At 62.8% G+C, this 25,505-nt stretch carries 26 protein-coding genes; 14 read left to right on the forward strand and 12 right to left on the reverse strand.

Annotated elements, in window-relative coordinates; all coding sequences use genetic code 11:
- Window positions 1–143: 143 nt before the first annotated feature.
- The gene (locus NKH91_RS03120; protein ID WP_031194931.1) at window positions 144–1,199 is read right to left on the reverse strand and encodes a sugar phosphate isomerase/epimerase family protein; all 1,056 of its coding nucleotides are present in this window, start codon (window positions 1,197–1,199) and stop codon (window positions 144–146) included.
- A gap of 400 nt (window positions 1,200–1,599) precedes the next feature.
- Between NKH91_RS03120 and NKH91_RS03125 the strand changes: the two genes are divergently transcribed.
- From NKH91_RS03125 to NKH91_RS03145, 5 genes are read left to right on the forward strand one after another with little or no spacing between them, the layout of a single operon-like run.
- Complete coding sequence (locus NKH91_RS03125; protein WP_023721982.1) at window positions 1,600–2,487, forward strand: sugar phosphate isomerase/epimerase family protein; 888 nt, start codon at window positions 1,600–1,602, stop codon at window positions 2,485–2,487.
- A gap of 55 nt (window positions 2,488–2,542) precedes the next feature.
- Window positions 2,543–3,712 carry a mandelate racemase/muconate lactonizing enzyme family protein gene (locus tag NKH91_RS03130; RefSeq protein WP_352495521.1) on the forward strand — a complete coding sequence of 390 codons (1,170 nt, stop codon included), beginning with the start codon at window positions 2,543–2,545 and terminating at the stop codon, window positions 3,710–3,712.
- Between the two features lies 1 nt (window position 3,713).
- Window positions 3,714–4,430, forward strand: coding sequence for a FadR/GntR family transcriptional regulator (locus NKH91_RS03135; RefSeq protein WP_352483633.1), 717 nt, complete (start codon window positions 3,714–3,716; stop codon window positions 4,428–4,430).
- A gap of 1 nt (window position 4,431) precedes the next feature.
- Entirely contained in the window at window positions 4,432–5,412 is a 981-nt protein-coding gene (locus tag NKH91_RS03140) for a hydroxyacid dehydrogenase (protein WP_352717437.1), read from the forward strand.
- A 50-nt stretch (window positions 5,413–5,462) separates the two neighbouring features.
- A complete protein-coding gene (locus NKH91_RS03145) occupies window positions 5,463–5,846 on the forward strand; it encodes a hypothetical protein (RefSeq protein WP_023721986.1) in 384 nt (127 codons plus the stop codon).
- Between the two features lie 14 nt (window positions 5,847–5,860).
- Here NKH91_RS03145 and NKH91_RS03150 read toward each other — a convergent pair whose 3' ends face one another.
- Window positions 5,861–7,156 carry an amidase gene (locus tag NKH91_RS03150; RefSeq protein WP_352483635.1) on the reverse strand — a complete coding sequence of 432 codons (1,296 nt, stop codon included), beginning with the start codon at window positions 7,154–7,156 and terminating at the stop codon, window positions 5,861–5,863.
- Between the two features lie 119 nt (window positions 7,157–7,275).
- Here NKH91_RS03150 and NKH91_RS03155 point away from each other — a divergent pair, with 119 nt between their 5' ends.
- Window positions 7,276–7,623 carry a GFA family protein gene (locus NKH91_RS03155; protein ID WP_352495522.1) on the forward strand — a complete coding sequence of 116 codons (348 nt, stop codon included), beginning with the start codon at window positions 7,276–7,278 and terminating at the stop codon, window positions 7,621–7,623.
- A gap of 100 nt (window positions 7,624–7,723) precedes the next feature.
- On the opposite strand, the gene NKH91_RS03160 is transcribed toward NKH91_RS03155, so the two are convergent.
- A complete protein-coding gene (locus NKH91_RS03160; protein WP_352847308.1) occupies window positions 7,724–8,947 on the reverse strand; it encodes an MFS transporter in 1,224 nt (407 codons plus the stop codon).
- A 91-nt stretch (window positions 8,948–9,038) separates the two neighbouring features.
- On the opposite strand from NKH91_RS03160, the gene NKH91_RS03165 reads away from it, so the two are divergent.
- Window positions 9,039–10,019, forward strand: coding sequence for an AraC family transcriptional regulator (locus tag NKH91_RS03165; protein WP_352847305.1), 981 nt, complete (start codon window positions 9,039–9,041; stop codon window positions 10,017–10,019).
- A gap of 12 nt (window positions 10,020–10,031) precedes the next feature.
- Here the strand turns inward: NKH91_RS03165 and NKH91_RS03170 are convergent, their stop codons facing one another.
- From NKH91_RS03170 to NKH91_RS03205, 8 genes are all read right to left on the reverse strand, one after another.
- Window positions 10,032–10,313, reverse strand: a complete 282-nt coding sequence (locus tag NKH91_RS03170) for a hypothetical protein (protein ID WP_023721992.1) — start codon at window positions 10,311–10,313, stop codon at window positions 10,032–10,034.
- Between the two features lie 244 nt (window positions 10,314–10,557).
- The gene (locus NKH91_RS03175; RefSeq protein WP_352847302.1) at window positions 10,558–11,661 is read right to left on the reverse strand and encodes an ABC transporter ATP-binding protein; all 1,104 of its coding nucleotides are present in this window, start codon (window positions 11,659–11,661) and stop codon (window positions 10,558–10,560) included.
- The gene (locus NKH91_RS03180; protein ID WP_352484972.1) at window positions 11,661–12,764 is read right to left on the reverse strand and encodes an ABC transporter ATP-binding protein; all 1,104 of its coding nucleotides are present in this window, start codon (window positions 12,762–12,764) and stop codon (window positions 11,661–11,663) included. The genes NKH91_RS03175 and NKH91_RS03180 overlap by 1 nt, the downstream gene beginning before the upstream one ends.
- Complete coding sequence (locus NKH91_RS03185) at window positions 12,761–12,982, reverse strand: hypothetical protein (RefSeq protein ID WP_023722317.1); 222 nt, start codon at window positions 12,980–12,982, stop codon at window positions 12,761–12,763. The genes NKH91_RS03180 and NKH91_RS03185 overlap by 4 nt, the downstream gene beginning before the upstream one ends.
- A complete protein-coding gene (locus NKH91_RS03190) occupies window positions 12,979–13,938 on the reverse strand; it encodes a carbohydrate ABC transporter permease (protein ID WP_023722316.1) in 960 nt (319 codons plus the stop codon). Before NKH91_RS03190 ends, NKH91_RS03185 begins: the two co-directional genes overlap by 4 nt.
- Window position 13,939: 1 nt before the next feature.
- Complete coding sequence (locus NKH91_RS03195) at window positions 13,940–14,845, reverse strand: carbohydrate ABC transporter permease (protein ID WP_352847300.1); 906 nt, start codon at window positions 14,843–14,845, stop codon at window positions 13,940–13,942.
- Between the two features lie 73 nt (window positions 14,846–14,918).
- Window positions 14,919–16,235 carry an ABC transporter substrate-binding protein gene (locus tag NKH91_RS03200; RefSeq protein ID WP_023722314.1) on the reverse strand — a complete coding sequence of 439 codons (1,317 nt, stop codon included), beginning with the start codon at window positions 16,233–16,235 and terminating at the stop codon, window positions 14,919–14,921.
- Between the two features lie 359 nt (window positions 16,236–16,594).
- Complete coding sequence (locus NKH91_RS03205; RefSeq protein ID WP_023722313.1) at window positions 16,595–17,290, reverse strand: TetR/AcrR family transcriptional regulator; 696 nt, start codon at window positions 17,288–17,290, stop codon at window positions 16,595–16,597.
- A gap of 107 nt (window positions 17,291–17,397) precedes the next feature.
- Here NKH91_RS03205 and NKH91_RS03210 point away from each other — a divergent pair, with 107 nt between their 5' ends.
- The 3 genes from NKH91_RS03210 to NKH91_RS03220 are packed head-to-tail and all read left to right on the forward strand — an operon-like array spanning window position 17,398 to window position 19,881.
- The gene (locus NKH91_RS03210; RefSeq protein WP_023722312.1) at window positions 17,398–18,594 is read left to right on the forward strand and encodes a Tm-1-like ATP-binding domain-containing protein; all 1,197 of its coding nucleotides are present in this window, start codon (window positions 17,398–17,400) and stop codon (window positions 18,592–18,594) included.
- 11 nt (window positions 18,595–18,605) lie between these two features.
- Window positions 18,606–19,445, forward strand: a complete 840-nt coding sequence (locus tag NKH91_RS03215; protein WP_352495528.1) for a phosphoenolpyruvate hydrolase family protein — start codon at window positions 18,606–18,608, stop codon at window positions 19,443–19,445.
- 16 nt (window positions 19,446–19,461) lie between these two features.
- Window positions 19,462–19,881: a cupin domain-containing protein gene (locus NKH91_RS03220; protein ID WP_023722310.1), complete on the forward strand. Its 420-nt coding sequence runs from the start codon at window positions 19,462–19,464 to the stop codon at window positions 19,879–19,881.
- Between the two features lie 12 nt (window positions 19,882–19,893).
- Here the strand turns inward: NKH91_RS03220 and NKH91_RS03225 are convergent, their stop codons facing one another.
- The gene (locus NKH91_RS03225) at window positions 19,894–21,081 is read right to left on the reverse strand and encodes a M24 family metallopeptidase (RefSeq protein ID WP_352847297.1); all 1,188 of its coding nucleotides are present in this window, start codon (window positions 21,079–21,081) and stop codon (window positions 19,894–19,896) included.
- 364 nt (window positions 21,082–21,445) lie between these two features.
- On the opposite strand from NKH91_RS03225, the gene NKH91_RS03230 reads away from it, so the two are divergent.
- From NKH91_RS03230 to NKH91_RS03245, 4 genes are all read left to right on the forward strand, one after another.
- A complete protein-coding gene (locus NKH91_RS03230; RefSeq protein ID WP_352484964.1) occupies window positions 21,446–23,056 on the forward strand; it encodes an ABC transporter substrate-binding protein in 1,611 nt (536 codons plus the stop codon).
- A gap of 282 nt (window positions 23,057–23,338) precedes the next feature.
- A complete protein-coding gene (locus NKH91_RS03235; RefSeq protein ID WP_352644027.1) occupies window positions 23,339–24,325 on the forward strand; it encodes an ABC transporter permease in 987 nt (328 codons plus the stop codon).
- On the forward strand, window positions 24,322–25,152 hold the full coding sequence (locus NKH91_RS03240) for an ABC transporter permease (RefSeq protein ID WP_023722306.1): 831 nt from the start codon (window positions 24,322–24,324) through the stop codon (window positions 25,150–25,152). The genes NKH91_RS03235 and NKH91_RS03240 overlap by 4 nt, the downstream gene beginning before the upstream one ends.
- Window positions 25,149–25,505: ATP-binding cassette domain-containing protein (locus NKH91_RS03245; RefSeq protein WP_352950947.1), on the forward strand; the 357-nt coding region annotated here is incomplete at its 3' end. The genes NKH91_RS03240 and NKH91_RS03245, both read left to right, overlap by 4 nt.

Raw genomic sequence — 25,505 nt, forward strand, 5'->3', positions numbered from 1 at the left:
TCGTTGTCTGAGATACCCCTCCCCCTTGAGGGAGGGTGGCCCGAAGGGCCGGGAGGGTCGGTCAATGCCGAGCTCAACCCAGCGACCCCACCCCGATCCGCTGCGCGGATCGACCCTCCCCTCAAGGGGGAGGGAAAGCTGTGTTAGATCCCCATCATCCCGCGCAGCACCTTTTTGTCGGTCGTGCCGCCGGCGAAATCGTCGAATGCCTTTTCCGTAACCCTGATGATATGATGCTGGATGAAGGGAGCGCCCTCGGCAGCACCATCCTCCGGGTGCTTCAGGCAGCATTCCCATTCCAGCACCGCCCATGAATCATAGTTGTATTGGGTAAGCTTGGAGAAGATGCCGCCGAAATCCACCTGTCCGTCGCCGAGCGAGCGGAACCGCCCGGCACGGTTGGTCCAGCTCTGGTAGCCCGAATAGACGCCTTGCCGCCCGGTCGGATTGAACTCGGCATCCTTGACGTGGAACGCCTTGATCCGCTCGTGGTAGATGTCGATGAATTCGAGATAATCGAGCTGCTGCAGCAGGAAGTGCGACGGGTCGTAGTTGATGTTGCAGCGCTTGTGGCCGCCGACCGCATCGAGGAACATCTCGAATGTCGCGCCGTCGAACACGTCCTCGCCCGGATGGATTTCGTAGCCGACATCGACGCCGTTCTCGTCATAGACGTCGAGGATCGGCTTCCAGCGCTTGCCGAGTTCGGCAAATGCTTCCTCGATCAATCCCGCCGGCCGCTGCGGCCACGGGTAGAGGTAAGGGAAGGCCAACGCCCCGCAAAACGACACCGACGCCTTGAGCCCGAGATTCTTCGACGCCTTGGCGCCGAACTTCATCTGCTCGACCGCCCATTGCTGCCTGGCTTTTGGATTGTTGTGCACCGCAGGTGGAGCGAAGCCGTCGAATTGTGCGTCGTAGGCCGGATGCACCGCCACCAGCTGACCCTGCAGATGCGTCGACAGTTCAGTGATCTCGACGCCGGCATCGGCGCAGATGCCCTTCACCTCGTCGCAATAGGCCTTCGACGACGCTGCCTTCTCGAGATCGAACAGCCGGGCGTCCCATGTCGGGATCTGCACGCCCTTGTAGCCCAGACCGGCCGCCCATTTGGTGATCGAGGCCAGCGAGTTGAACGGAGCGGCGTCGCCCGCAAACTGCGCCAGGAACAGACCAGGCCCCTTCATCGTCGTCGGCATCGGCATCGGCATCTCCCTATGTTTCGCGACCAAGCATAGCGCCGATTGAAAACAGGGCCAGCCTCTTTGGTCTCTTTGCACAGCGCGCTCGGCGCCGCTATTCTGGTATTACCAAATGCCGAAATCTGGTCAAGCCATTTGACGCGCGGCCGCAGTCCTGCAACCATGCCGAGCTGCCCAACATAATTCAACGTAATCAATGCTGTAAGCAAGAGACGGCGCTTGATGGTAGCACTTCTTGCCGTCCAGATGAAATTACTGTAGACCTCCCATCAAGCCCAATTGGTCGAACCAGTTTGCCAAAAAAATGCTGGGAGGCCTTGGGGAGGAATCATGCAGCGCACTTCGGCAGAGTGCGTCGCAGGCGAACTGGTACAGGCGATTCTGGGAAGGATAGACCATGCATCTTTCGACGCACAATTGGATGCGGGCGGAGCCGCTGGAAACGACGCTCAAGCGCATCAAGAAATTCGGCTATGAGTCGATCGAGATTTCCGGCGAACCCGAACAGTACAAGACCAAGGAAACACGCGCGCTGCTGAACGAGTACGGCATCCGTTGCTGGGGAGCGGTGACGCTGATGCTGGGCGAGCGCAATCTCGCCGCCAAGGACCAGGGCCAGCGCGAGCGCTCGGTGCAATATGTCAAGGACGTGCTGACCATGGTCAGCGAGCTCGACGGCGAGATCATCACGCTGGTTCCCGCCACCGTCGGCAAGGTCGTGCCGGACGGCACCGAGGAAGAGGAATGGAAATGGGTGGTCGACGCCACCCGGGAATGCTTCACCCACGCCAAGAAGGTCGGCGTCAAGATCGCGGTCGAGCCGCTCAACCGCTTCGAAACCTACCTGTTCAACCGCGGCGCCCAGGCACTGGCCCTTGCCGATGCGGTCAGCCCCGAATGCGGCGTCTGCCTCGACGCCTACCACATCCACATGGAAGAATTTAACGTCTATGACGCCATCCGGCAGGTCGGCAAGCGCCTGTACGACTTCCATGTCGCCGACAACAACCGCTTCGCTGCCGGCCTCGGGCAGATCGACTGGCCGAAGATTGTCGGCACGCTGAAGGAGATCGGCTATGACGGCGCGCTGACCAATGAATTCGTCGCCCCAGTCGACCGCACGCCGGCAGCCCCCTATCCCGACATGGTCGAACGCAATCCGGTCGACATCTCGCCAGAGCAGCTGAAATTCATTCAGGACCACGGCTCCAGCGTGCTCACGGAAAAATTCTACACTGACCAGATGCGCATCAATGCGGAAACGCTGCTGCCGCTGATCAAGTAGCCAAGCCGTTTGGAAAAAGCCCTTCCGCCTCACAGCGGCCGGGCCGAGGATGAACATGCGCATCAAGACGGTCCAAGCCTGGTGGGTTCGCATACCGATCGAAGCCGCGAAGCAGCACCGCAGCGACTTCGGTCAGGTGGCGACGTTCGACGCCGCCATCCTGCGCATCGAAACCGACGACGGGCTTGTCGGCTGGGGCGAAGGCAAGAACGCCGCCGGCAGCGCCGGCAGCTACGGCGCCCTTGTCCATTTGCTGAACCATGAGGTCGGGCCGCAGCTGGTCGGCCTCGACCCGGCCGACATCGGCGTCATCTGGGAGATGCTGTACAATGGCGCGCGTCACGACAGCGCCGCCCGCGCCGGCCACGCCATGCCGCAATTGGCGCGACGCGGCATGAGCATCGCCGCTATCAGCGCCGTCGACATCGCATTGTGGGACATTCTCGGCAAATCACTCGGCGTTCCGGTCTGGCGACTGCTCGGCGGCCGCAAGCTGGACCGCATGCCGGCCTATGCTTCCGGCGGCTGGGCCACTGCGGAAGCCATCGGCGATCAGCTGCAATCCTACGTCGCCAAGGGCGGCTTCAAGGCGCTGAAGATGCGCGTCGGCGCCATGGACGGCGCCCCGCACGTCTCCGCCGCCCGCGTCCGCGCTGCAAGACAGGCGCTCGGTCCCGACATCGACCTGATGGTCGACGCGCACGGCACCTACACGGTGGCCGAAGCCAAGCGCTTCATCCATCTCGCCGGCGACCTCGATCTCGCCTGGTTCGAGGAGCCGGTGATCGCCGACGACAAGCGCGGCATGGCTGAGGTGCGCGCCTGCGGCTCGATCCCGATTGCCACCGGCGAGAGTGAGGCGACGCGCTACGCCTTCCGCGATCTCGCCGTACTCAAATCCGCCGATATCTTCCAGCCGGATCCGGCCTTTTGCGGCGGCATCAGCGAGGCGATGAAGATCGGAACCATCGCCAGCGCCTTCAATCTGCGCTTTGCGCCGCACCTTTGGGCGGGCGCGCCCTGCTTTTTTGCCGGGCTGCATGTTTGCGCCGCTTCGCCGGCGAGCTTCACCGTCGAATATTCACTCGGGGCCAACCCGATGATCCACGATCTGATCGAAGAGACTGTCGAAGCAAAGGACGGTATGGTAGCGATCCCTGATAGACCCGGGCTGGGATTCACTATTTCGGAGCGGTTCCTGGAGGCGCACGCGCAACACGGCTGACATGAAAGAAAAGAACCTTCTCGCGGAACTCGCCGCCTACCTGTTCTCCCATTCGGACAAGGAGACGGGCCGCACGCCGTCGGAGCGCGAACTGGCAGAGCATTTCAGCGTCAGCCGCGGTCAGATCCGCGAGGCGCTGGCCATTCTCGAGGCCATGCGCATCGTCGAACGACGGGCGAAGTCCGGCATCTACATCGATACAAAGCAGGCGAGCGTCGAGGCTATGGCGCTGTTCGCCCGCGCCGGCCTGCCGCTCGATCCTGTCCAGATCTACGAGACGGTCGAGTTGCGGAAGATCCACGAGATCAAGGCCGCCGAACTTGCCTGTTCCCGCGCCACCGAGGAGAATTTCGAGCGGCTGCGCGAGATCCTGAAGGCCTCAGAGGATCGCATAGCGGCCGGCGAAGGCCTTGCCAGGGAAGACCGCGAGTTCCACCTCGAGATCGTGCGGGCGACCAAGAACAGTGTGTTCCACAATGTCTGCAGCGTCTACTACATGATGGGCGAGATGCGCCTGCCGATCTATTTCAACGATCCCGAACGCAGCGTGCGCTCGCATGCCGAGCACATCCAGATCTACGAGGCGCTGCTGCGCCGCGACGGCAACCTCGCCCAGGCGCTGATGAGCGCTCATCTGCAAGGCGCCGAAAGCTATTGGAAGGGGCTGATCGAGGGGCGTGAGGCGGAACCGCAAAGCCCAGCGCTCGAAAAGGCCTGAAATGCCCAAGATCCTGTCGACACACAGACTGCACCCCCGTGCCTCTTCCATGCTGACAGGGGCCGGCGAACTCGTCGTTGCCTCCGCTCTCGACGCGGCCACGCTGGCCGCCGAGGCAAGGGACGCCGATGTCATCATTGTTCGCGCTCCGTTGCCTGCGGCGCTTTTCGAAGGCGCGACCAGGCTCAGGGCCGCGATCCGCCACGGCGCCGGGCTGGACATGGTACCGATGGAAGCGGCCAACGCGGCGGGCGTGCTGGTGGCGAACGTTCCGGGAGTGAACGCGCGCTCGGTCGCCGAATATGTGATGTTCGCGGCACTGGCGCTGCTTCGGCGCTTTCGTGTGTTGGACCGCGACTTGCGGGCGAAGGGCTGGCTGGCCGGCCGCGAACACACCGTCATGGCCAATGAGCTTGCCGGCAAGACGATCGGCATTGTCGGCCTCGGCGCAATTGGCCAGGCGGTCGGCCACATCGCCGCCCATGGTTTCGATCTGAATGTGGTGGCAACGACGCGCAGCATGCGGCCGGCGCCGGACAGCGTCGGCTTCTTGTCGATCGATGCGCTCATCGAGCAGAGCGACATCATCGTTCTGTGCTGCCCGCTGACGCCCGAAACGCGGGGGCTGATCAGCCGGGAACGTATCGACCGGATGAAGCCGGATGCGCTGCTGATCAATGTTTCGCGCGGGCCGGTGATCGACGACGACGCGCTGATCGAGGCCCTGCAGAAGGGCCGCATCGGCGGCGCCGCGCTCGACGTTTTTGCGACACAACCGCTGCCGCCCAACCATCCCTACTTCGGCTTCGACAACGTCATCGTCACCCCGCACATGGCCGGGATCACCGAACAGTCGATGATGCGCATGGGCGTCGGCGCGGCTGGCGAAGCCTTGCTGGTGCTGGCCAACAGATTGCCGGTTAATCTGCGCAATCCCGAAGTGGTCGAGCACTACCGGCGGCGGTTCCCTGCCGATTTCTAAAGCGCAGGCTACGCCTCAATTTTCCCGAATTCGCCAGCGACGTTGCCGGTATGGGAAACACCACAAAATTCCTGCTGACCGCCAGTGTCTGCATGGCGGCGGCGCATGCCTTGGCCAACGGACAGGGCAGCTACGTGTTCTGCGACAACGGCTTGCGCTGCGTGATGGCACCCTGTCCATCGAACAGCGCGCTCGACCTCGACACCGGCAAGTTCGTCAAAGGCGTTTCGATCGACATCGATCGCCTGCCGCAGCAAGACAAGGGCCTCGATCTTTCGGACAAGCTCTATGCCGGCAAGGTCGTTGTTGTCGGCTCGATCGAGAACCGCACCCGGACCTTCAACGGCAAGCGATACACCCTGCCTTGGCTGGTTGCCACCAGCATCGAGCGCACCGCCAAGGACAACGAGCGCGGCCACTGCTCGTCGCGCTGACACGCGCTATCGGATCAATTTGCAAGCAGTGCCTCGACCGCAGCGGCGATCCGCAGCAGGTGGTGGTCATGGCCATTGCGCGCCACCAGCATCAGCCCGGCCGGACGCATCATTCCGGGCATCGGCAGCGAGATGGCTGAAAGATCGAACTGGTTGGCGACCTGCGTGTTGCGCAGCAGAAGGCCTTCCGTCCTGTCGCACAGGGCCTCGTCGCCGGTCATCGAGACGATCGTCGGCGCGGTCATCGGCGTGGTCGGCAGGGCCAGCACGTCGACCGACGCCAGCCGGTCATCCATCGCGGCGGCAAGTGCTGCGCGACGGCGCATTGCTCTGATATAGACCGTGGCCGGAATGGCGGCGGCGCGCGACAATGGCCCGCTTACCCTCGGGTCGACCGGCATCGTCGCTCCCGTCGCCAGCCAGTCGGCATGGATCTCCGCCCCTTCCATTGCCGCGATCGAGGCGCGTTTGGTTGCCGCGCGCAGATCGACAAGCAGGTCGTCGATCGACAACTCCACAAGCCGTGCGCCGCTAAGCTCCATCTTGCGAAGACACCGGTCGAACGTCGTCGCGACCTCTTCCTCCGTATCATCGAACAGCACGCCGCGCGGAATACCGATGCGCAGGCCGTCCAGCGGAAGCGGCAACAGTGCCGCCAGGTTTTCGCCCGCCATCACTGCGTCGGCCGCCGCACATTCGGCGACGGTGCGGGCCAGCGGACCGATCGAGTCCAGCGTGGCCGACAGCGGAAACGCACCCGCGAGCGGCACGCGCCGCGCCGTCGGCTTGAAACCGACGACGCCATTCAACGATGCCGGAATGCGCACCGATCCGCCGGTATCGGAACCGATGGAGATTTCGCTGGTGCCTTCGCCGACCGAAACCGCGGCGCCTGAGGACGAGCCGCCCGGAATACGGCGGGCATCACTTGCATTGCCGGGCGTGCCGTAATGCGGATTGACGCCGATCGCGGTGAAGGCGAACTCGGTCATGTTGGTCTTGCCGAGGATGACTGCACCGGCCTGGCGCAACCGTTCCACGACAATGGCATCCCGCAACGCCGGCGCTGCCGTGGCGAGCAGCAGCGAGCCCGCCGTCGTCGGCTCGCCGGCGACATCGAACAGATCCTTGATCGAGGTGATCGCCCCATCGAGCGGCCCGAGCGTGACGCCGGCTTTTCGCCGCGCATCGGCGGCGTCGGCCGCCGCCCGTGCTGCTTCAGGATAGAGCTTTGCGAAAACGCTCTCATCGCCCACGCGAGCAGCAAGACGCGAAACAATTGCTTCCAGGCGATCACGGGCTGATTGCATTTTCGGTGTCGGACTCCGCACGCTTGCAACGTCTTAATGTAGCAGCCACAAACTGGCCGCAGGAGACATAGCCCGGCACGGTCAGGTTTGCACCTGTCGAACCGCACGAGGAAGGCCCGATGCTCTACGAAGGCAGCTGCCACTGCGGCAAGGTCGCGTTCGAGGTCGAAGGCGAGCTGACCGGAGCCGTACGGTGTAATTGCTCGATCTGCACGCGCAAGGGTGCACTGCTATGGGCAGTGCCGCATGAGAGCATGCGGGTGCTTGCCTGGGGCGATGATCTCGGCCGCTACAGCTTCGGCAACCATGTCATCGCCCACCGCTTCTGCCGCAGCTGCGGCATTCACCCCTTCGCCGAGGATGTCGGCGAAGGGAGCGGGCGAAGTGCCTATATCAACATTCATTGCATCGAGGCGTTGGACGTCGCCGCCGTGCCGGTCTTCGACTTCGACGGCCGTTCCGTCTAATGCATGTCGCGCAAAAGTGTGCAGCGGTTTTGTGATAACGACATGCATAAAAAAAAGAATCTAAAGCGCGTCGCATAAGGCCGATCGAGTGCGACGCGCTTTAGTCCTTGGGACCGTCGATCGGCTTGGGGCCAAGGAAGAACGCCGCCAATGCCGCAAGCAACGTCGCCGCCGCGCAATACGCGAAGGCGCTGGCAACGCCGGTATTGTCGACCAGCAGGCCGCCGAAGACGGCGCCCAACGCGATGGCGACCTGGAACGTCATGACCATCAGCCCGCCGGCGCTTTCCGCCTGATCGGGGGCGGCTCGCACCAGCCAGGTCTGCAGCCCGACTGGGACGGCGCCGAAGGCAAAGCCCCAGCTGGCCACCGCTATTGCAGCCACGACGGGTGAGCCTCCGACCACCAGCAGCAGGAGCGCCGAAAACGCGATCAGCAGAGGCGCCAGGCTGACGGCTGCCTTGAGGCTGCGTTCCGCCATGAAGCCGCCGGCAAAATTGCCGAAGAAGCCACCAATGCCGTAGGCGAGCAGCACAAGCGAGATCGTCTCGATGTCCAGCGCGGGCACCTTCTCGAGAAACGGGCGGACATAGGTGAAGCCGGCAAAGTGTCCCGAGGCGACCAGCAGCACCACCAGCAGTGCCACCCTGATCATCGGCCGCTTCATCACCTCCAGCAGCGTGCGAAAACCTGCCGTACCTGCCGGCGGCAGCTTCGGAATGGTAGCCACCTGCACCAGCAGCGCCAGCGCGCCGACCACGGCGGCGATCATGAAGGCCGTCCGCCATCCCCAGATGTCGCCGACATATGCGCCGACCGGAGCCGCACAGACCGTCGCCACCGAAACCCCGGTGAGGATGATCGACATGGCGCGCGGCATCAGCCGCATCGGAACGAGCCGCATCGCCATGGCTGCCGACATCGACCAGAAGCCACCGAGACTAATGCCAAGCATGATGCGGGCGATCAGAAGAACGGGAAGCGACGACGCAAACGCGGCTACCAGATTTGACAGCACAAGCAGCACCGTCAGCGCCCACATGACCAGCCTGCGGTCCAGCCGCTTGGTGACAATGGCCATGGTCGGCGCCGCAATCGCGCCAATGACGGCGGTGGCCGTTACCGCCTGCCCGGCGGCGCCTTCGGTGATGCCGAGATCCTGCGCAAGCGGCGTCAGCAGGCTGGCCGGCAGAAATTCTGCGGTCACCAGGCCGAAGACTCCGAGCGCCAGGGAGACCACCGCTCCCCATGCGGGCTCGGACCGTTCGCCGGTTTCCGATGCGTCGAGAACGGCGTCCATGACGCCTGTCGCGGGTTCGGTCATGAGGGATCTCCGATCTGGTTGCAGCGCAGCATCTGGCTGCAGTGCAACATAGGGAGTGACTGTCCGGAGTTTCCATGCTAGAAACACCATTATGCTTGACCGTTCGTCCAAAATCCCTGTCACCGGTGATCCGCTGACAGACATATTGCGCGGATTGCGCCTCGAAGGCGTCGATTACGGCCGTTGCGAGATGAAGGAACCCTGGGGCATCCATTTTCCGGCTCAGGCGGCGGCACGGTTTCATTTCATCGGTAGCAAAGGCTGCTGGTTGCTGCAGCCGTCCGGCGACTGGGTCGAGCTCAAGGCGGGCGACGCTGTGTTGTTGCCGCGCGGTTCAGCCCACACGCTGGCGAGCGAGCCGGGTATCGAGGCGGCGCCGATCCACGGCTATGAGGTCGAGGAGATCTGCAAGGGTGTCTATTGCATGTCGAATGACGGCGTGCCCGGCTGCCGTCCGGGCACCTTGCTGTTTTTCGGCAGCATGTATTTCAATCTCGATGGCTTGCACCCCTTGCTCGGCATGATGCCGGACGTGATGCGCGCGCATGAGTTGGAAGCCTATGAGCCAGGTATCCCGCATTTGCTGGAGGCGATGGCCCGCGAGGTGACGATGGAACGCGTCGGCTCCGGCGGCATCCTGGCGCGGCTAGCCGATGTGCTCGCCGCGACCCTCATCCGCTCATGGGTCGAGCGCGGCTGCGGCGACTCTTCCGGATGGATCGCGGCGGTGAGGGACCGCGAGATCGGCCGGGTGCTGGCCGCGATCCATCTGGAACCGAGCCGCGACTGGACGGTGGACGCTCTGGCGAAGATGATGGGCGCCTCGCGATCAGGTTTCGCCGAGCGCTTCGCAACCATTGTCGGCGAAACACCGGCAAAGTACGTCACGCAGGTACGGATGCACCAGGCGCGGCAATGGCTGGTCCGCGACCGGCTCAAGATTTCCGTCGTCGCGGCGCGCCTCGGCTACGAATCCGACGCCTCCTTCAGCCGCGCCTTCAAGCGGGTAATCGGATCGCCGCCCAGCCATTTCCGGGCCGAGGAACAGGCGGAGATCCGCCAGGCCGGCTAAACGTTGGCCGGGTTATTGCTCGGTGATGCAGGCCGAGCCGGCGCTGCTCTTGCAATATTTGCCGGAAGCCCCGCACCTGCCATCCGAGACTTCGACAACGGTGCCGCTCAACAACAGCTTGCAGTCACTGGTGGACAGATTGACCGTGCCGTTGAGATCCTTGATCTTCTTGGCGTCGACCTTCGCGCCGGCGACAACTTTCTTGGCTGCCTGCGCCTCGCCCAGATGTGCGGCCGACAATCCCATACCGGCGACAAGCAGGATCGCAGCAAAACTGCGGAACAGATTTCCCATAGCCAACCCTCCATTTTGGGCCTCCAAATTGGGCTCAAAGCCCGTTTGGGACCAAAGGATCAGCCTATTCGACAAATCGGAGCATCCGCATCCCCCGTACGGGGGATGACGGGAAGACTCGAGCATTTCGCAGCCAAGTGGAATCACACGGCGTCGCACAAATGCGACTAAAACAGATAGATAGAGCGGGATGCACGGTCAATTTGAACGCATCCCGCTCTAGCTGCAGTAAAGAGGCTTGTACTTAGCCGGCGTGACGCAGGCTTATTCCGCTGCCCTTATCGAACAGCACCACCTTGTCCGGGTTCCAGGCAAAGCGCACCGGCTGCTCTATCTGCACGTCGGTCCTGGCCGGCACAGTGGCGCGCAGCATGGCGTCGCCGACCCGCAGCGTCAGGATCTTCTCGACGCCATGGTTCTCGACGTCATGGACCCGCGCCTCGACCGGCGCGCCGGTCTCGAGATAGACGTCCTCGGGACGAATACCGAAGACGAGCGGGCGACCGTCGGTCGCCGCGCCCGTCTTGGCACCCCCCGAAGTCTTGGCACCCCCCGCAAACGGCAATTCGAAATTCAGCGGTGCCATCACCGCACGCCCGTTAACAAGCTTGCCGTCGATGAGATTCATCGGCGGCGAGCCGACGAAGCTCGCCACGTAGGTGTCGCGCGGATTGTTGTAAATCTCGTACGGCGTGCCGGTCTGGACGATGCGGCCATGGTTGAGCACGCCGACCTTGTCACCCATCGACATCGCCTCGATCTGATCGTGCGTCACGAACAGGAAGGTGGCGCCGAGCTGCATCTGCAGGTTCTTCAATTCGGTGCGCAGCGCCTCGCGCAATTTGGCGTCGAGCGCCGACAACGGCTCGTCCATCAGGAATACCCGCGGCTTGCGCACGATGGCGCGGCCGATCGAGACGCGCTGCATCTCGCCGCCTGAAAGCCGGTCGGTCTTGCGGTCGAGCAGATGCTCGATCCGCAGTGTCCTGGCAGCGCGGTCGACACGATCCTTGATCTCGGCATCGGGCAACCGGCGGATCTTCGGCTTCAGCGGAAATTCGAGGTTTTCGCGCACCGTATAACGCGGATAGAGCGAATATTGCTGCAGCACCAGCGCCACGTCGCGCTCGGCCGCGCCCCAATCGGCGACATCGACGCCGTCGATAAAGACCTGGCCTTCGCTCGGTTTTTCCAGGCCGGCAATCATGCGCAGCGTCGTCGTCTTGCCGGCGCCGGTCTCGCCGAGCAGGACGAAGAACTCGCCGTCGGCGATGTCGAGGTCGAGCCCGGTCAAAGCGGTGTGGTTGCCGAATCTCTTCGAAATGTTCTTGAGCTGGATGTGGGCCATCAGAGTCTCACTCCCAGCGATTTGCCGCTCGCCGTGTCGAAGAAATGCGCCTGGCTGGGATCGATTCTGACGAAGACCCTTTCGCCGGGGCCGCCGATGAAGCCGCTCTTGGTGCGTGCACGCAGCATCTTGGAGCCGACCTTGAGGTCGACGATATCGAAGGAGCCGAGCGGCTCAACGATCTGCGTCTCCACCGGCAAGAACCCCTCGGCGGCTTCGCGGCGAACGAGAACGCCTTCCGGCCGGATGCCGAGCGCGAGCTGGCCGCCGGCATGGCCGTTGAGCTTCGACAGCAAGGTGCGCGGGAATTCGAAGCCGGCGGCCGCATCGCCGACCGTGACCGAGGCCGACGAGGCTTTCTCGGTCACCGAAGCGTCGGCGACGTTCATCACCGGGCTGCCGACAAACTGCGCGACGAAAAGATTCGCCGGATGCGAATAGACCTCGTCCGGCGAGCCGACCTGCTGCAGTACGCCCTCATGCATGATGACGATGCGGTCGGCGAGGCTCATCGCCTCGATCTGGTCGTGAGTGACGTAGATGCTGGTCGAGCCCTGCTTGATGTGCAGCCGCTTGATCTCGGCCCTCATCTCCTCGCGCAGCTTGGCATCGAGCGCGCCGATCGGCTCGTCCATCAGCATCGCCTTCGGCCGCCGCACCAAGGCTCGGCCGATCGCGACGCGCTGCATGTCGCCGCCGGACAGGGCCGACGGTTTCTTGGCGAGGAGATCGCTGATCTGCAGCGTCTTGGCGACCGAGCGCACCTCGCTGTCGATCTCGGCCTTGCTCTTGCGCGTCGCCCTCAGTGGAAAGGCGATGTTCTCGTAGACGCTCATATGCGGATAGAGCGAGAACGATTGGAAGACCATGGCGATGTCGCGGTCGGCGGCCTTGAGGTGCTGGACCGGCTTGCCGTCGATGAGGATGTCGCCGCCGTCGATCGTCTCCAGTCCGGCAACGGCCCTGAGCGTCGTCGTCTTGCCGCAGCCCGACTGGCCGAGCAGCACGATGAACTCGTTATCGTCGATCTTCAGGTTGAGGTCCTTGATGACCTGGACGGCGCCGAAATATTTCTGGACGCCGCGAAGCTCGATCTGGGTCAATGCTGTGCCCCCGGGTTTGCCCCTTGCCCGGTGCCGGCCTTCTCCTCCGGCGCGATCTTGGAGGTGATGTTGAAGCCGATCAGGCCGATCAGGATGATGGTCACGCCGTAGCTGTGCAGCAGCATGTGCCATGGCTGGCAGAGCGCGATGATGCCGAGCACCATCAGCACCTGGCTGCCCGGTTCGAGATATTTCTGATTGATGTCGCGAAAACTCATTTGCGGATCGCTCCGAAGGACATGCCGCGCAGCAGATGGTTGCGGAGCAGGAAGGTGAAGATCGCAACCGGCAGCAGGAACAGGAAGGTTCCGGCGGCAATCACCGTCCAGTCCGGCAGGCCGGCGCCGACCTGGCTGGGAATGAAAGGCGGCGCCGTCTGGGCACGGCGGCTGGTCATGATCAGTGCGAAGGCATATTCGTTCCACGCCGTGATAAAGCAGAACACGGCGGTGGCGGCGATGCCGGTGGCGGCCTCGGGCAGCACGATCTTGAAGAAGGCCTCCATGCGCGTATAGCCGTCGACGAGGGCCGCCTCCTCATACTCCTTGGGGATCTCGTCCATGAAGCCTTTCATCAGCCACACCGAGAAGGACAGGTTGAAGGCGGTGTAAAGGATGATCAGGCCGACATGGGAATCGTTGAGGCCGACCGCCCGGTACATCAGGAACATCGGAATGGCGACGACCACCGGCGGCAGCATGCGCGTCGACAGGATGAAGAACAGCAGGTCTGCCTCGCCTTTCACCTTGAAGCGCGAGAACCCATAGGCGGTGAAGGTGCCCATGCCGACGGCCAGGACGGTCGAGGTTATGGCAACGATCAGCGAGTTCATGAAACGGCTCGGATAGCCCGACCACTGCACCTGGCCCTTGCCGTCGCGCACGATCTTTTCGCCGCCATTGAAGACGACGCGCTCCCACCACGGCGCAGCCGCGTACTCCTCCGGTGATGGCGGGCTGCGCAGCTGCGAACGCTTGGTGAACAACTTGACGAAGGGCGATATCTCCGGCTGGAAAACCACCGTCGGCGGAATGGTGGTGGCGAGGTTGCGCGGCTTGAACGCCGTCGAGGCTATCCAGTAGATCGGCGCCAGGAAGATGATCGTCACCAGCAGGACGGCGACGATGGCGACCCGGTTGAAGGTGATTTCGGAAGAAGTGCGGACTGCGGCCATCTCAGCGCTCCTTCACCTTGTTGAGGTATTTGACATAGATGTTGGTGATCGCCAGCACCATGATCAGCACGATGTAGGCGAGCGCGCAGGAGCGCCCGGTCTGCCATTCCTGGAACGCCATCTTGTAGAGCCGGATCGAGATCAGCTCGGCCGTCGGCTGGCTGGTCAGGATATAGGCGAGGTCGAAGGTCTTGAACGCTTCCATGGTGCGGAAGATGACCGCGATCATCAGGATCGGCGCGACCAGCGGCAGCGTGATGCGGAAGAAGGTGTAGAACGGCCCGGCCCTGTCGATCGCGGCGGCCTCGTAGAGATGCTTGGGCACGGCCGACAGGCCGGCCAGCGACAACAGCATGACGAAGGGCGACCACATCCAGATATCGGTCAGCGCGACCGCATAGAGCGCCATTTTCGGATCCGACAGCCATTCGAAGGTGCCGAGGCCCAGCGCATAATTGATGATGCCGAAGGACGGATCGTAGAGCAGTTTCCAGAACAGGCCGACGACGGCCATAGACAGCATCATCGGCAACAACAGGAGCGTCGTCAGCAGGCCCTTGAGCGGAATGTCGCGGTTGAGCAGCATGGCCACGCCGAAGCCGACGAGCAGCTGGCCGGCGACCGAGATGATGACGTATTTTGCGGTGATGGCGAAGTTGGACCAGACATAGGGATCGCTGAGCAGGTCGCGATAGTTTTGCAGCCCGACGAAATTCGCCGCCGCGCTGGTCGAGGCGCGGAAATCGGTGAACGAATAGCCCAGCGAATAGATCAGCGGGAAGATGTTGAAGACGATCAGAAACAGGATCGTCGGGATGATGAAGAGATTGCGGATCGAAATGTCGCTTAGACCGCGAGCGGCGGCCCGCGAGGTCGTGTCCAGCGTGGTGATCATCGTGGTCGCCAAGACCCTGCTCCCGGTTCAAAAATCAGAAAAAGAAACGGAGGAGGCACGAACGCCCCCTCCGTGAAACTCATACTTATTGGCCGCGGCCGTATTTCTTGAAGGTCGCGTTCCAGTCGGCTGCCAGTGCGTCCAGCGTCTCCTTGGCGGTGCCTTCGCCGCCGATCATGTAGGGATAGATGCGCTGGTTGAGCTGCTGCAGCAGTTCGGCATATTCCGGAACCGCCCAGAAGTCCTTGACCTTGAACATGGTCTCGTAGAACGCCTTGTTGTAGGGCGTGGCGTTCTGGAATTCGGGCGACTTGAGCACGGCGGCACTGCAGGTGTAGCCGCCAAGCGCTGCCCATTTCTTCTGGGTCTCGTCCTTGATGAACCATTCCAGGAACTTGGTCGCCTCTTCCTGCTTCTGCGAGTAGGAAACGATGGAGATGCCCTGACCGCCGAGTGCGGCGAACTGGTCCCCGTTCGGGCCGGGAGGATTGGCGAAGAAGCCGGTGTTCTTGGCGTTCGGGTTCGACGCCTCGTTGATCAGCGAGGGGAAGAACGCGAAGTAGTTCATGCTCATCGCGGCCAGGTTTTCAGTGATCGCCTGGTTGTCCTCGACGAAGAACGACTTGGCCCAGCCCGGAGGCGTGAACTTGTAGAGTTCCTTGTAGGCGTCGAGCGCCGCGATCGCCTTGTCGGAGTTGATGAAGCCGTCGACCTTGTAGGTCTTATAATCACCCAGCTCGCCGCCAAAGGAAAACAGCGCGTTTTCGAAGCCCATCGCCATCGCGTCATACGAATTGTCGGTGTAGATGGCGATGCCGTATTTTTTCTGGTCCGGCCGGTAGAAGAACTCGGCGATGTCGCGCAGCGCCTTGAAATCCTTCGGCACGTCGAGATCGTAGCCATACTTGGCCTTGAAGGCTTCCTTTTCCTTCGGATCCTCGAACCAGTCCTTGCGGTAGGACCAGCCGACGGCGTCGCCTTCAAGCGGAATGGCCCAGTACTTGCTGCTGCCGCCCGGATATTCGGCGTAGTACTTCACCGTCGCCGGTGCCATCACGTCGCCGACCTTGTGCTTGTTGAAGAAGTCGGTCAGGTCGACATAGTGGCCACCGGTCGAGCCGGCACCGAGCCATTGCGAGTCGCCGACGACCATATCATAGGCGTCGCCATGGGCGTTGAACTCGGTGAAGGCTTTGGTCTGGAAGTCGGGCCACGGTGTGGTTTCCACCGTGATTTTGACGCCGGTTTCCTTCTCGTACTCGTTGCCGAGTTCCTGCAGGTAATTGGCCGGATCCCATTCCGCCCAGAAGATTGTAAGTTCCTTTTCCTGCGCGTAGACGGACGTTCCGCAGGCTAGCACTAAGCCGATACCAGCAAGCAAGCTGGTCATTGTCTTGCGCATAATGATTTCCTCCCTTGTGCGCATTCTACCGCGTCATGCGAGCCGGCGGCGAGGCCGGCCCTGGTAGTCCTCCCGTGACGGCACCGTTCCGGTTTTTGAGCCTCCTCGTTCGACCGAAACGGACATTAGCCTTCACCCTTTGATCCGCTTTATTTGTCCTGATCTGGTATTACCAATTTCAGACGAACGTCAAGCCCTTTCTTGGACGGCGGCGGACACGCAGACAAGTTGGTTTCTGCGATATCTGCCTGTTTTCCCTGAATTTTCCTACTCCTTGATACAGAGGGGCCTTGCCTCGGCCGCTGCATCGCCAATAGTATGAGTAGGCAGGGTGCAAATCTGGTCGAACCAGATTGGCGTCATCTAGCGGCTGTCATCGGTGCGATCCCATCTCCTTCAATCATCGATTCCGTCACAGCTGCGCGTACCAGCGCGCTGGCGGCCCATTGCGCGACCGACATCATACTGCGGCTGTCCAATCCCCATATATCCTTCAGTACGATCAGCATCTCAACACCGAAGATCAATGACAGCGCCTGCGCGAGCCGCTTGAATTCGCGCGGCGGCAACCGGCCTTTGAGTGGCGCAATCGCATCTTTCAAAAGATCGACGCGATGGCCGCGCGTGAACGCCGGTTCGCCGTCAAACGTGCCTGCCTGTCGCTGCGCCCACTGGTCGAGCGACAGTTTCAGCGCCGCCTTGAACGTCGCTTCGAAGGCCTCGATGCGCGGCATGGCGGTCTCGAACAGCTCGGCCACCCGGCGCTCGGGATCGGCAGAGCTCGATTTCCAGGTAAGGATCGGTCCGAGCCCCTCATCGACCACCGCCTGCACCAGCGCCGCCTGGCTCGGAAAATACCGATAGGCGGTGGCGCGTGAGACTTCCGCCGCCTCCGCCACCTCGCTGACCGACGGCGTGGCGCCCGCCTGCATCAGCTTTGTCGCCGTCTCCAGCATCAGCCGCCTGGTGCGCGCGCGGGCCCCGCGCTCTACCCGCGGGTTCGGCCCCTGGCCGGCATCGTCGTCCGTTGCCGCTTGTTGACGTGAGACATTCATGTCAATACGATACGCGCGTCTCAAAAAATTGCAATGGCCCTTCGCGCCGTCGAATGGCCGGGCAAAGGGGCGGCAGCGTCGAACACGCCCAGGACCGGGGAAACGCGATGAAGCGCATCTATGTGGTGGGCACCGCCGACACCAAGGGCGAGGAACTCGCTTTTCTGGCCGATGCGGTCGCCGCAACCGGCGCTTCGATTGCCCGTGTCGACATCGGAACACGCGGCGCGACCGTGCCGGTCGATGTTTCGGCAGACGAGGTCGCCAGCCACCATTCAGAGGGTCGCAATGCCGTGCTCGGCGTCGACGACCACGGCACCGCAGTGGCGGCGATGGCTGCCGCCTTTGCCCGATTTGTTCAATCGCGTAGCGATATTGCCGGGATTATCGGCATCGGCGGTGGCGGCGGCACCTCGATCATCACCACAGGCATGCGCACGCTGCCGCTCGGCCTGCCCAAGATCATGGTTTCGACCTTGGCCTCCGGCGACACCGCGCCTTATGTCGACGTCTCCGACATCGTCATGATGCCGTCGGTGACCGACATGGCCGGCCTCAACCGGCTTTCCCGTGTCGTGCTCCACAATGCCGCCCAGGCGATATCAGGCATGGCGGCAAAGCCGGCGCCGCCGGCCGACGGCAGACCCTCGATAGGCCTCACCATGTTCGGCGTCACCACGCCGTGCGTGACCGCCATCGCCGACGAACTTCGTTCGACTTATGACTGTATGGTATTTCATGCCACTGGAACCGGCGGCCGCACCATGGAAAAATTGGCCGACAGCGGCTTGTTGTCCGGCGTCATCGACATCACCACGACCGAAGTCTGCGACTTGCTGTTTGGCGGCGTGCTGCCGGCGACGGACGATCGCTTTGGTGCCATCGCCCGCACCGGGCTGCCTTATGTCGGCTCGGTCGGCGCGCTCGATATGGTCAATTTCTGGGCGCCGCCAACAATTCCGGAACGCTATCGCGGCCGGCTATTCTATGAGCACAATCCAAACGTCACACTGATGCGCACCACCGCCGACGAAAGCAGAATGATCGGCGAATGGATCGGTACAAGGCTGAGCCTCTGCCAGGGTCCGGTTCGTTTCCTCATTCCGGAGAAAGGCGTGTCGGCGCTCGACATCGAAGGCGGCGCCTTCTTCGACCCTGAAGCCGATGCAGCTTTGTTCGAGGCGATCGAGCGCACCATCAAACCCGCCAAAACGCGGCGCGTTCTGCGCCTGCCGCTGCATATCAACGACCCCGAATTCGCCTGGGCCGCCACAACGGCCTTCCTCGACATCGCCAGACAGTGAGACACCAAGATATGGCCGCCATACCGCGCAAGAAAATCCTGGAGAAATTCCGCAAGATGATCGCGGACGGCGTTCCGATCGTCGGCGGCGGTGCCGGCACCGGCCTGTCGGCCAAGGCAGAGGAAGCTGGCGGCATCGACCTGATCATCATCTACAATTCCGGCCGCTACCGCATGGCCGGGCGCGGCTCGGCCGCCGGCCTGCTCGCCTATGGCAACGCCAACGAGATCGTCAAGGAGATGGCCTACGAAGTGCTGCCGGTAGTGAAGAAGACGCCGGTGCTGGCCGGCGTCAACGGCACCGATCCCTTCGTCATCATGCCGCTGCTTTTGGCCGAGTTGAAGACGATGGGCTTTTCCGGTGTGCAGAACTTTCCGACCATCGGCCTGTTCGACGGCCAGATGCGGCAGAGTTTTGAAGAAACCGGCATGGGCTTCGGGCTCGAGGTCGACATGATCGCCGAGGCTCACAAACTCGACCTGTTGACCACGCCCTACGTCTTCAATCCAGACGAGGCTCGCGCCATGACACATGCCGGCGCCGACATCGTCGTCGCCCATATGGGGGTGACCACCGGCGGTTCGATCGGTGCGACCTCGGCTAAATCGCTGGACGATTGTGTGAAGGAGATCGACGCCATTGCCGAAGCGGCACGCTCAGTGCGCGAGGATATCATCCTGCTTTGCCATGGCGGGCCGATCTCGATGCCGGACGACGCCAAATATATTCTCGAGCGCTGCAAGGGCCTGCACGGTTTCTACGGCGCGAGTTCGATGGAACGGCTGCCGGCGGAAGCTTCGATCGCCAGGCAAACGGCGGATTTCAAGGCCGTCACGTTCGGCGCTGCGTAGAAGAAGGGGTGAGACGATGACCGACAACAGCAAGGTGTTCGTATACCCAAAAGACGTCAGCGCCTTCGGCTTCGACTGGGGCAGGCTGTCGCTGACGGTCGCTCCCGAAGTGAACGGCGCGAAGCGCTTTTCCGGTGGTGTCGTCGACCTGCCGTCGGGCAAGGGCCATACGCGTCATAACCATCCGGGTGCCGAGGAGATCATTTTCGTCATCTCAGGCAATGGCGAGCAGATGGTCGAAGACGAGAAGGGCAATCCGGTCGTCGAGAAGGTCGGCCCCGGTTGCACCATCTATGTGCCGGAAAGCCGCTTCCATTCGACGCTCAATACCGGCGACGCGCCGATGCAGCTTTTCGTCGTCTATTCGCCGGCCGGGCCGGAATTGGCACTGCGCGACCTGCCGGATTTCAGGCTGCTGCCGTCAGGTGGGAATTGAGATAGACGGCGCCTAAGCCCCGCCCCTGTTCCAGCCCCTACCCCGATCGCCGAACATAATGTAACCGGCGCCGGTCACCGCCACCGTGTCCTCCAGCTTGATGAAGCCGCGCGTCGGGTGGAGCATGGTCGTCTCGACCGAAAGCACCATGTTCTTCTCCAGCGGCTTTGCGGCATAGGTGCCTTCATAGGTCACCGGATGGTTGGTCATCAGGAACGGCGCTTCGTGCGTGATCAGCCCCATGCCATGCGCGAAGAAATCGGTATAGGCCGCAACCTTGGATTTCTTCAGCACGCCTTCGGCATGAGAAATCATGTCACCGCCCAGCGTGCCCGCCTTTACCTTGGAGAAGGCCGCCTGCTGCACCGTCTCGATCTCGGCCAGCAGATCCTCGAGTTCGGCGTCAGGCTCACCCAGCACGCCCATGCGGCAAAGGTCGCCGATATAGCCGTGGTAGTTGCCGCCGGAATCGATCGACATCACCTCGCCCTTCTTCCACGTTTGCGGCGAGGCCGCGCGGTTGTGACTGGAGCCTAGCGTCAACAGGCAATATTCGAAATGCGCGCCGCGATTGGTCTCCTCGCGCCTGAGCTGTTCGATGATCTCGCTCTTGGTTGTGCCTTCGCGTGCCCAGCCGATGGTCGCCAGCATGGAATCGGTGATCAGCTCCGAAGCAATGCGCAGCTTCTCCAGCTCGGCTTCGGTTTTGATTGCTCGCATGCGCTCCAGCATGTGCGTGGCGTCGATCAGCTTGGCGTCCGGCAGCGCGTTGCGGATCAGCATATAGGCGTCGGACGGCAGGAAGGCGGGCTCGATGCCAATGCGGGCACTGCCCTTGCCGATCTTCCGCAAATGCTCGACCGCCAGGTTGGCGGCATCGAGCGTGCCCCAGCAGGCGGCATGCAGTGTCGGCGTCCAGAACGGATGGTTCTGGTGCTCGCCGCCCTCCATGCGGTTGCCGATATAGGCGGCATGCTCCGGCCCGCCTTTCTCGCAGACGACGACAGGCAGATAGCGGCTATGGCCGATCGCATCCATGGCGGCGAAGAAGATGAACTTGTAGCCGCCAAGCAGATATTGCGTGTTGTGCTTGGAGGTGGCGAGCAGCACGTCGATGCCGGCTTCCTCCATCAGCCCGTCCACCCTGGCCTGGTCGAACGGCACGCTGCCGACGACATTCTTGCCCGGAGCAACGTTCATTGTCTCTCTCCCTGAAGTGCCATGACCGACCGCACGTGGCGCCGGCCTTTCTGGTTTTAGAGCCTTGGCTCCCCTCAAATCTGCATCATTTTGCCCGGTCTGGTCCAGCCAGAATGGGTCGAGCGGGCGCCAAAAGCTCATTCCGCTACCGGCATGGTCTAATCTGGTCCGGCCAGATCAGCGCATTGGACCGCTTCCCTGTAACTGGTCCAGCGGACGGAAATTTCAAAGCCACGTGAGGATGCGCCAATTCCGTCTCTGGCGAAACCCCGGACAAGGGCCATAATCAGCTTTGCAGGATGCTCACGAGCGTCCGAGGGGTACGGCGCACCCGGCCGGGTCGCGGAGAGGACGGAGTTCGATCATGCCAGAGTTCACCATTTCCAGGCGTACGATGCTTGCGGGTTCGGCATTGCTGCTGGCCTCCACCGCCATGCCGACGATCGGCTGGGCGCAGACGCCGAAAAAGGGCGGACGACTGGTTGTCGCCGCTGATTCCGAGCCGCGCAATCTCAATCCGGCGATTGTCGCCTCGAACGGCGTCTTCTTCATCTCGAGCAAGATCGTGGAAACCTTGGCCGAGGCCTCCTTCGGCGGCAAGGACGGGCTCGAGCCACGGCTGGCGCTCAGTTGGGAAGGCGCCGCCGACGGCCTGTCGGTGACGTTCAAACTGCGCGAGGACGTCAAATGGCATGACGGGAAGCCCTTCACCTCAGCCGATGTCGCCTTCTCGGCGCTGCAGGTCTGGAAACCGCTGCAGAATCTCGGCCGCACCGTGTTCAAGGATCTGGAGGCGGTCGACACGCCGGACGAGGCGACCGCCGTGTTCAAATTCGCCAAGCCGACCCCGTTCCAGCTGATCCGCAACGCCTTGCCGGCGCTGAGCAGCGTGGTGCCCAAGCACATCTACGAGACCGGAAAGATCGAGGACAACCCGGCCAACAACGCCCCGGTCGGCACCGGACCGTTCAAATTTGCCGAATACAAGCCCGGCGAATATTACCGGCTGGAGAAGAACACCGACTATTGGGGCAAGGACGAGCCCTATCTCGATGAGATCATCTATCAGGTGCTGCCGGACCGCACGTCGGCGGCCAGCGCGCTCGAGGCCGAAGAGATCCAGCTCGCCGCCTTCTCCGCCGTGCCCCTGGCCGATCTCGACCGCATCTCCAAAGTGCCCGGCCTCAAGGTGATCACCAAAGGATACGAAGGCCTGACTTACCAACTGGTCGTCGAGATCAACCATCGCCGCAAGGAGCTGGCCGACCTGAAAGTGCGCCAGGCGATCGCTCACGCTATCGACAAGGATTTCGTCGTCAAGACGGTGTTTCTCGGCTATGCCGCCACCGCCACTGGCCCGGTGCCGAAAAACGACCCGCAATTCTACACCGCCGACGTGCCGACCTATGCTTTCGACGTCGCCAAGGCCAACGCCTTGCTCGACGAGGCCGGCTACAGCCGAGGCGATGATGGCAAGCGCTTTTCGCTGAAACTGCTGCCGGCGCCCTATTTCAACGAGACCAAGCAGTTCGGCGACTATCTTCGTCAGGCGCTCGCCGCCATCGGCATCGACGCCCAGCTGGTCAACAACGACTCTGCCGCGCATATCAAGGCGGTTTACACCGACCACGCCTTCGACCTTGCGGTCGGGCCGCCGGTGTTCCGCGGCGATCCGGCGATCTCGACCACCATCCTGGTGCAGAGCGGCATTCCCGACGGGGTGCCTTTCTCCAACCAGGGCGGCTACAAGAACGCCGATCTCGACGCTCTGATCGCCAAGGCATCGGAGACGCTTGACACCGCCGCCCGCACCGAACTCTACAAGGAGTTCCAGAGAAAAGTTGCCGCCGACCTGCCACTGATCAACGTCGCCGAATGGAGTTTCATCAGCGTCGCCCGCGATACGGTCAAGAACATCGCCAACACCCCGCGCTGGGCGGTGTCGAACTGGGCGGACACCTATTTAGAATCGTGACACATTCTGGCGGATGAAAATTCGCGCCGAAATCCGTGTGGAAACTTGGTCAAATACCGAGTTCCTTCACACCCCCCTCTGTCCTGCCGGACATCTCCCCCGCAAAGGGGGAGATTGGCTGGCCGCAACGTCGGCTTATTTGCCTGCTGCGTTGAAGATTGGCGAAATCGCTAATGACATCCGATCTCCCCCCTTGCGGGGGAGATGTCCGGCAGGACAGAGGGGGGTGGGAAGAAACACCGCATCTCCTAATTGCCACTGCGCCAAGCACCCGGCGCCGCCATGAGCCGCGCCCTCACCCTCCTTCGCCGTCGCCTCGTCGGCAGCATCTTCGTGTTGCTGATTGTCGTCATCGGCACCTTCCTGTTGCTCGAAGCCGCTCCCGGCGATGCGGTCGATGCCTACATCGTCTCGACCGGCGGCGACGCCGGCATGATCGAGCTGTTGCGTCACCGCTGGGGGCTCGACCAATCTGAGCTGACGCGGCTGGCCAATTACCTTTGGGCGCTGCTGCATCTCGACCTTGGCCAGTCCGTCACCTTTTCACGGCCGATCCGCGATGTCATCACCGAGCGCCTGCCCAACACGCTGCTGTTGATGGGCAGCGCCACCGCGCTCTCCTTCGGACTCGGCTCGGTGCTCGGCATCTATGCCGGCGCCAGACCCGGCAGCGTCCGTGATCGCTTCCTGTCTATCGGCTCGCTGGCGGTCTATGCCATACCGGGCTTCTGGCTCGGGCTGGTGCTGATCATCGTCTTTGCCGTCGACCTGCGCTGGTTTCCGATCGGCAGCATCGAGAGCATCGCCTCGGCCAGGACCGGCCTTGATCGCGCTGGCGACATCGCCCGCCATCTCGTCCTGCCGGTCTCCGCGCTCGGCTTCATTTATCTCGCGCTCTATCTGCGCATGATGCGCGCCGGCATGGCCGAGGTCTGGCGGCAGGATTTTGTCCTCGCCGCTCGCGCCAGGGGACTTTCCCGCCGTCGCGTCGTGCTCGCCCATGTCGCCCGCAACGCGCTGTTGCCGCTGGTCACCATGCTTGGCCTGCAGTCCGCGCAAATGCTGGGCGGCAGCGTCGTCATCGAAAGCGTCTTTTCGGTGCCAGGCCTTGGCCGATTGGCGCAGGAAGCGGTGGCGGCACGCGACACGCCGTTGCTGCTCGGCATCATTCTCGTCAGCGCCGTTCTGGTCGTCATCATCAACCTTCTCGTCGACATCGCCTACGCCGTCCTCGATCCGCGCGTCGGAGCCAATGAGGCCGGCGCGTGAACCCGCTTCGCCGTTTTCTCCGGACGCCGGAAGCGATCGCCGGCATTGTCATCCTGGCGGCGCTGTTTGCCGTGGCGCTTGCCGCACCTTTGTTCTTTCCCGGCGATCCGCAGGCCATTGCCGGGCCGGCATTGCTGCCACCGTTCCAGGACTGGTCGCTACCACTAGGCACCGACCGCCTCGGCCGTGACATGCTGGCCGAGCTTTTCCACGGCGCCCGCACCTCGCTGGCGGTCGGCCTGGCGGCCGCCGCCGCCGCCCTTGCCGTCGGCGCAGTGATCGGCACGCTGGCCGGCTTTGCCGGCGGCCTTATCGACGAAGTGCTGATGCGCATCACCGACGCTTTCCAGACCGTGCCAGCTTTTCTGCTGGCTTTGGCTTTCGTCAGCATCGTCGGGCCGTCGCTCGGCGTCGTCGTCGCGGCGATCGCACTGGGCGCCTGGACCGGACCGGCACGCGTGGCGCGAGCCGAAGTGCTGTCGATCCGCGAGCGCGATTTTGTAGCGGGCGCCCGCGTCATCGGCATGCATCCGCTGGAGATCGCCTTTCGCGAGGTGCTGCCCAACGCATTGCCGCCGGTACTGGCATTGTCGTCGGTGATCGTCGCCGCGGCGATTCTCACCGAAGCGGCATTGTCCTTTCTCGGCCTCGGCGACCCCAACCGCGTTACCTGGGGCGGCATGATCGCCGAAGGCCGTGCCGTGCTGCGCACCGCGCCGTTCCTGTCGATCGTTCCGGGAATAGCACTCGTGCTCACGGTGCTAGGTGTGTATCTCGCCGGCGAAGGCGTCGTCGAGACGACGGCGGTGAGGAGGGGCCTGTCGTGACGGCGCTGCTTTCGATCCGCAATCTGACGGTGACCTATCGCCGCGATGGCTCCGAGGTGACGGCACTAAAGAGTGTCAGCCTCGACATTCCCGCCGGCGAGCGCTTTGCCATCATCGGCGAGAGCGGTTCGGGCAAGAGCACGCTGGCGCTTGCCATTGCCGGGCTGCTGCCGGGTTCTGCCAGGATCGAAGGCCGCATCGATTGGCTCTTGCGCCCGCCGCCAATGTCTGGTGCCAAGACACCCCCCTCTGTGGGGGCCGGCCAGTGGGGGGGGGGGGTCGGGGGGGGGGGGGGGGGGGACGCGGGCCAGCATTACGGCCCAAGGAAGAAATGGGAGGTTTTAAAAAAAGCG

It is taken from the genome of Mesorhizobium sp. M0894 (assembly GCF_040319725.1).
Classification (GTDB): domain Bacteria; phylum Pseudomonadota; class Alphaproteobacteria; order Rhizobiales; family Rhizobiaceae; genus Mesorhizobium.

Bases quoted from the DNA above. Each gene is read 5' to 3' on its own strand.
- NKH91_RS03120 (WP_031194931.1), bottom strand. From the start codon at position 1,199: ATGCCGACGACGATGAAGGGGCCTGGTCTGTTCCTGGCGCAGTTTGCG.
- NKH91_RS03125 (WP_023721982.1), top strand. From the start codon at position 1,600: ATGCATCTTTCGACGCACAATTGGATGCGGGCGGAGCCGCTGGAAACG.
- NKH91_RS03130 (WP_352495521.1), top strand. From the start codon at position 2,543: ATGCGCATCAAGACGGTCCAAGCCTGGTGGGTTCGCATACCGATCGAA.
- NKH91_RS03135 (WP_352483633.1), top strand. From the start codon at position 3,714: ATGAAAGAAAAGAACCTTCTCGCGGAACTCGCCGCCTACCTGTTCTCC.
- NKH91_RS03140 (WP_352717437.1), top strand. From the start codon at position 4,432: ATGCCCAAGATCCTGTCGACACACAGACTGCACCCCCGTGCCTCTTCC.
- NKH91_RS03145 (WP_023721986.1), top strand. From the start codon at position 5,463: ATGGGAAACACCACAAAATTCCTGCTGACCGCCAGTGTCTGCATGGCG.
- NKH91_RS03150 (WP_352483635.1), bottom strand. From the start codon at position 7,156: ATGCAATCAGCCCGTGATCGCCTGGAAGCAATTGTTTCGCGTCTTGCT.
- NKH91_RS03155 (WP_352495522.1), top strand. From the start codon at position 7,276: ATGCTCTACGAAGGCAGCTGCCACTGCGGCAAGGTCGCGTTCGAGGTC.
- NKH91_RS03160 (WP_352847308.1), bottom strand. From the start codon at position 8,947: ATGACCGAACCCGCGACAGGCGTCATGGACGCCGTTCTCGACGCATCG.
- NKH91_RS03165 (WP_352847305.1), top strand. From the start codon at position 9,039: ATGCTTGACCGTTCGTCCAAAATCCCTGTCACCGGTGATCCGCTGACA.
- NKH91_RS03170 (WP_023721992.1), bottom strand. From the start codon at position 10,313: ATGGGAAATCTGTTCCGCAGTTTTGCTGCGATCCTGCTTGTCGCCGGT.
- NKH91_RS03175 (WP_352847302.1), bottom strand. From the start codon at position 11,661: ATGGCCCACATCCAGCTCAAGAACATTTCGAAGAGATTCGGCAACCAC.
- NKH91_RS03185 (WP_023722317.1), bottom strand. From the start codon at position 12,982: ATGAGTTTTCGCGACATCAATCAGAAATATCTCGAACCGGGCAGCCAG.
- NKH91_RS03190 (WP_023722316.1), bottom strand. From the start codon at position 13,938: ATGGCCGCAGTCCGCACTTCTTCCGAAATCACCTTCAACCGGGTCGCC.
- NKH91_RS03200 (WP_023722314.1), bottom strand. From the start codon at position 16,235: ATGCGCAAGACAATGACCAGCTTGCTTGCTGGTATCGGCTTAGTGCTA.
- NKH91_RS03205 (WP_023722313.1), bottom strand. From the start codon at position 17,290: ATGAATGTCTCACGTCAACAAGCGGCAACGGACGACGATGCCGGCCAG.
- NKH91_RS03210 (WP_023722312.1), top strand. From the start codon at position 17,398: ATGAAGCGCATCTATGTGGTGGGCACCGCCGACACCAAGGGCGAGGAA.
- NKH91_RS03215 (WP_352495528.1), top strand. From the start codon at position 18,606: ATGGCCGCCATACCGCGCAAGAAAATCCTGGAGAAATTCCGCAAGATG.
- NKH91_RS03220 (WP_023722310.1), top strand. From the start codon at position 19,462: ATGACCGACAACAGCAAGGTGTTCGTATACCCAAAAGACGTCAGCGCC.
- NKH91_RS03225 (WP_352847297.1), bottom strand. From the start codon at position 21,081: ATGAACGTTGCTCCGGGCAAGAATGTCGTCGGCAGCGTGCCGTTCGAC.
- NKH91_RS03230 (WP_352484964.1), top strand. From the start codon at position 21,446: ATGCCAGAGTTCACCATTTCCAGGCGTACGATGCTTGCGGGTTCGGCA.
- NKH91_RS03235 (WP_352644027.1), top strand. From the start codon at position 23,339: ATGAGCCGCGCCCTCACCCTCCTTCGCCGTCGCCTCGTCGGCAGCATC.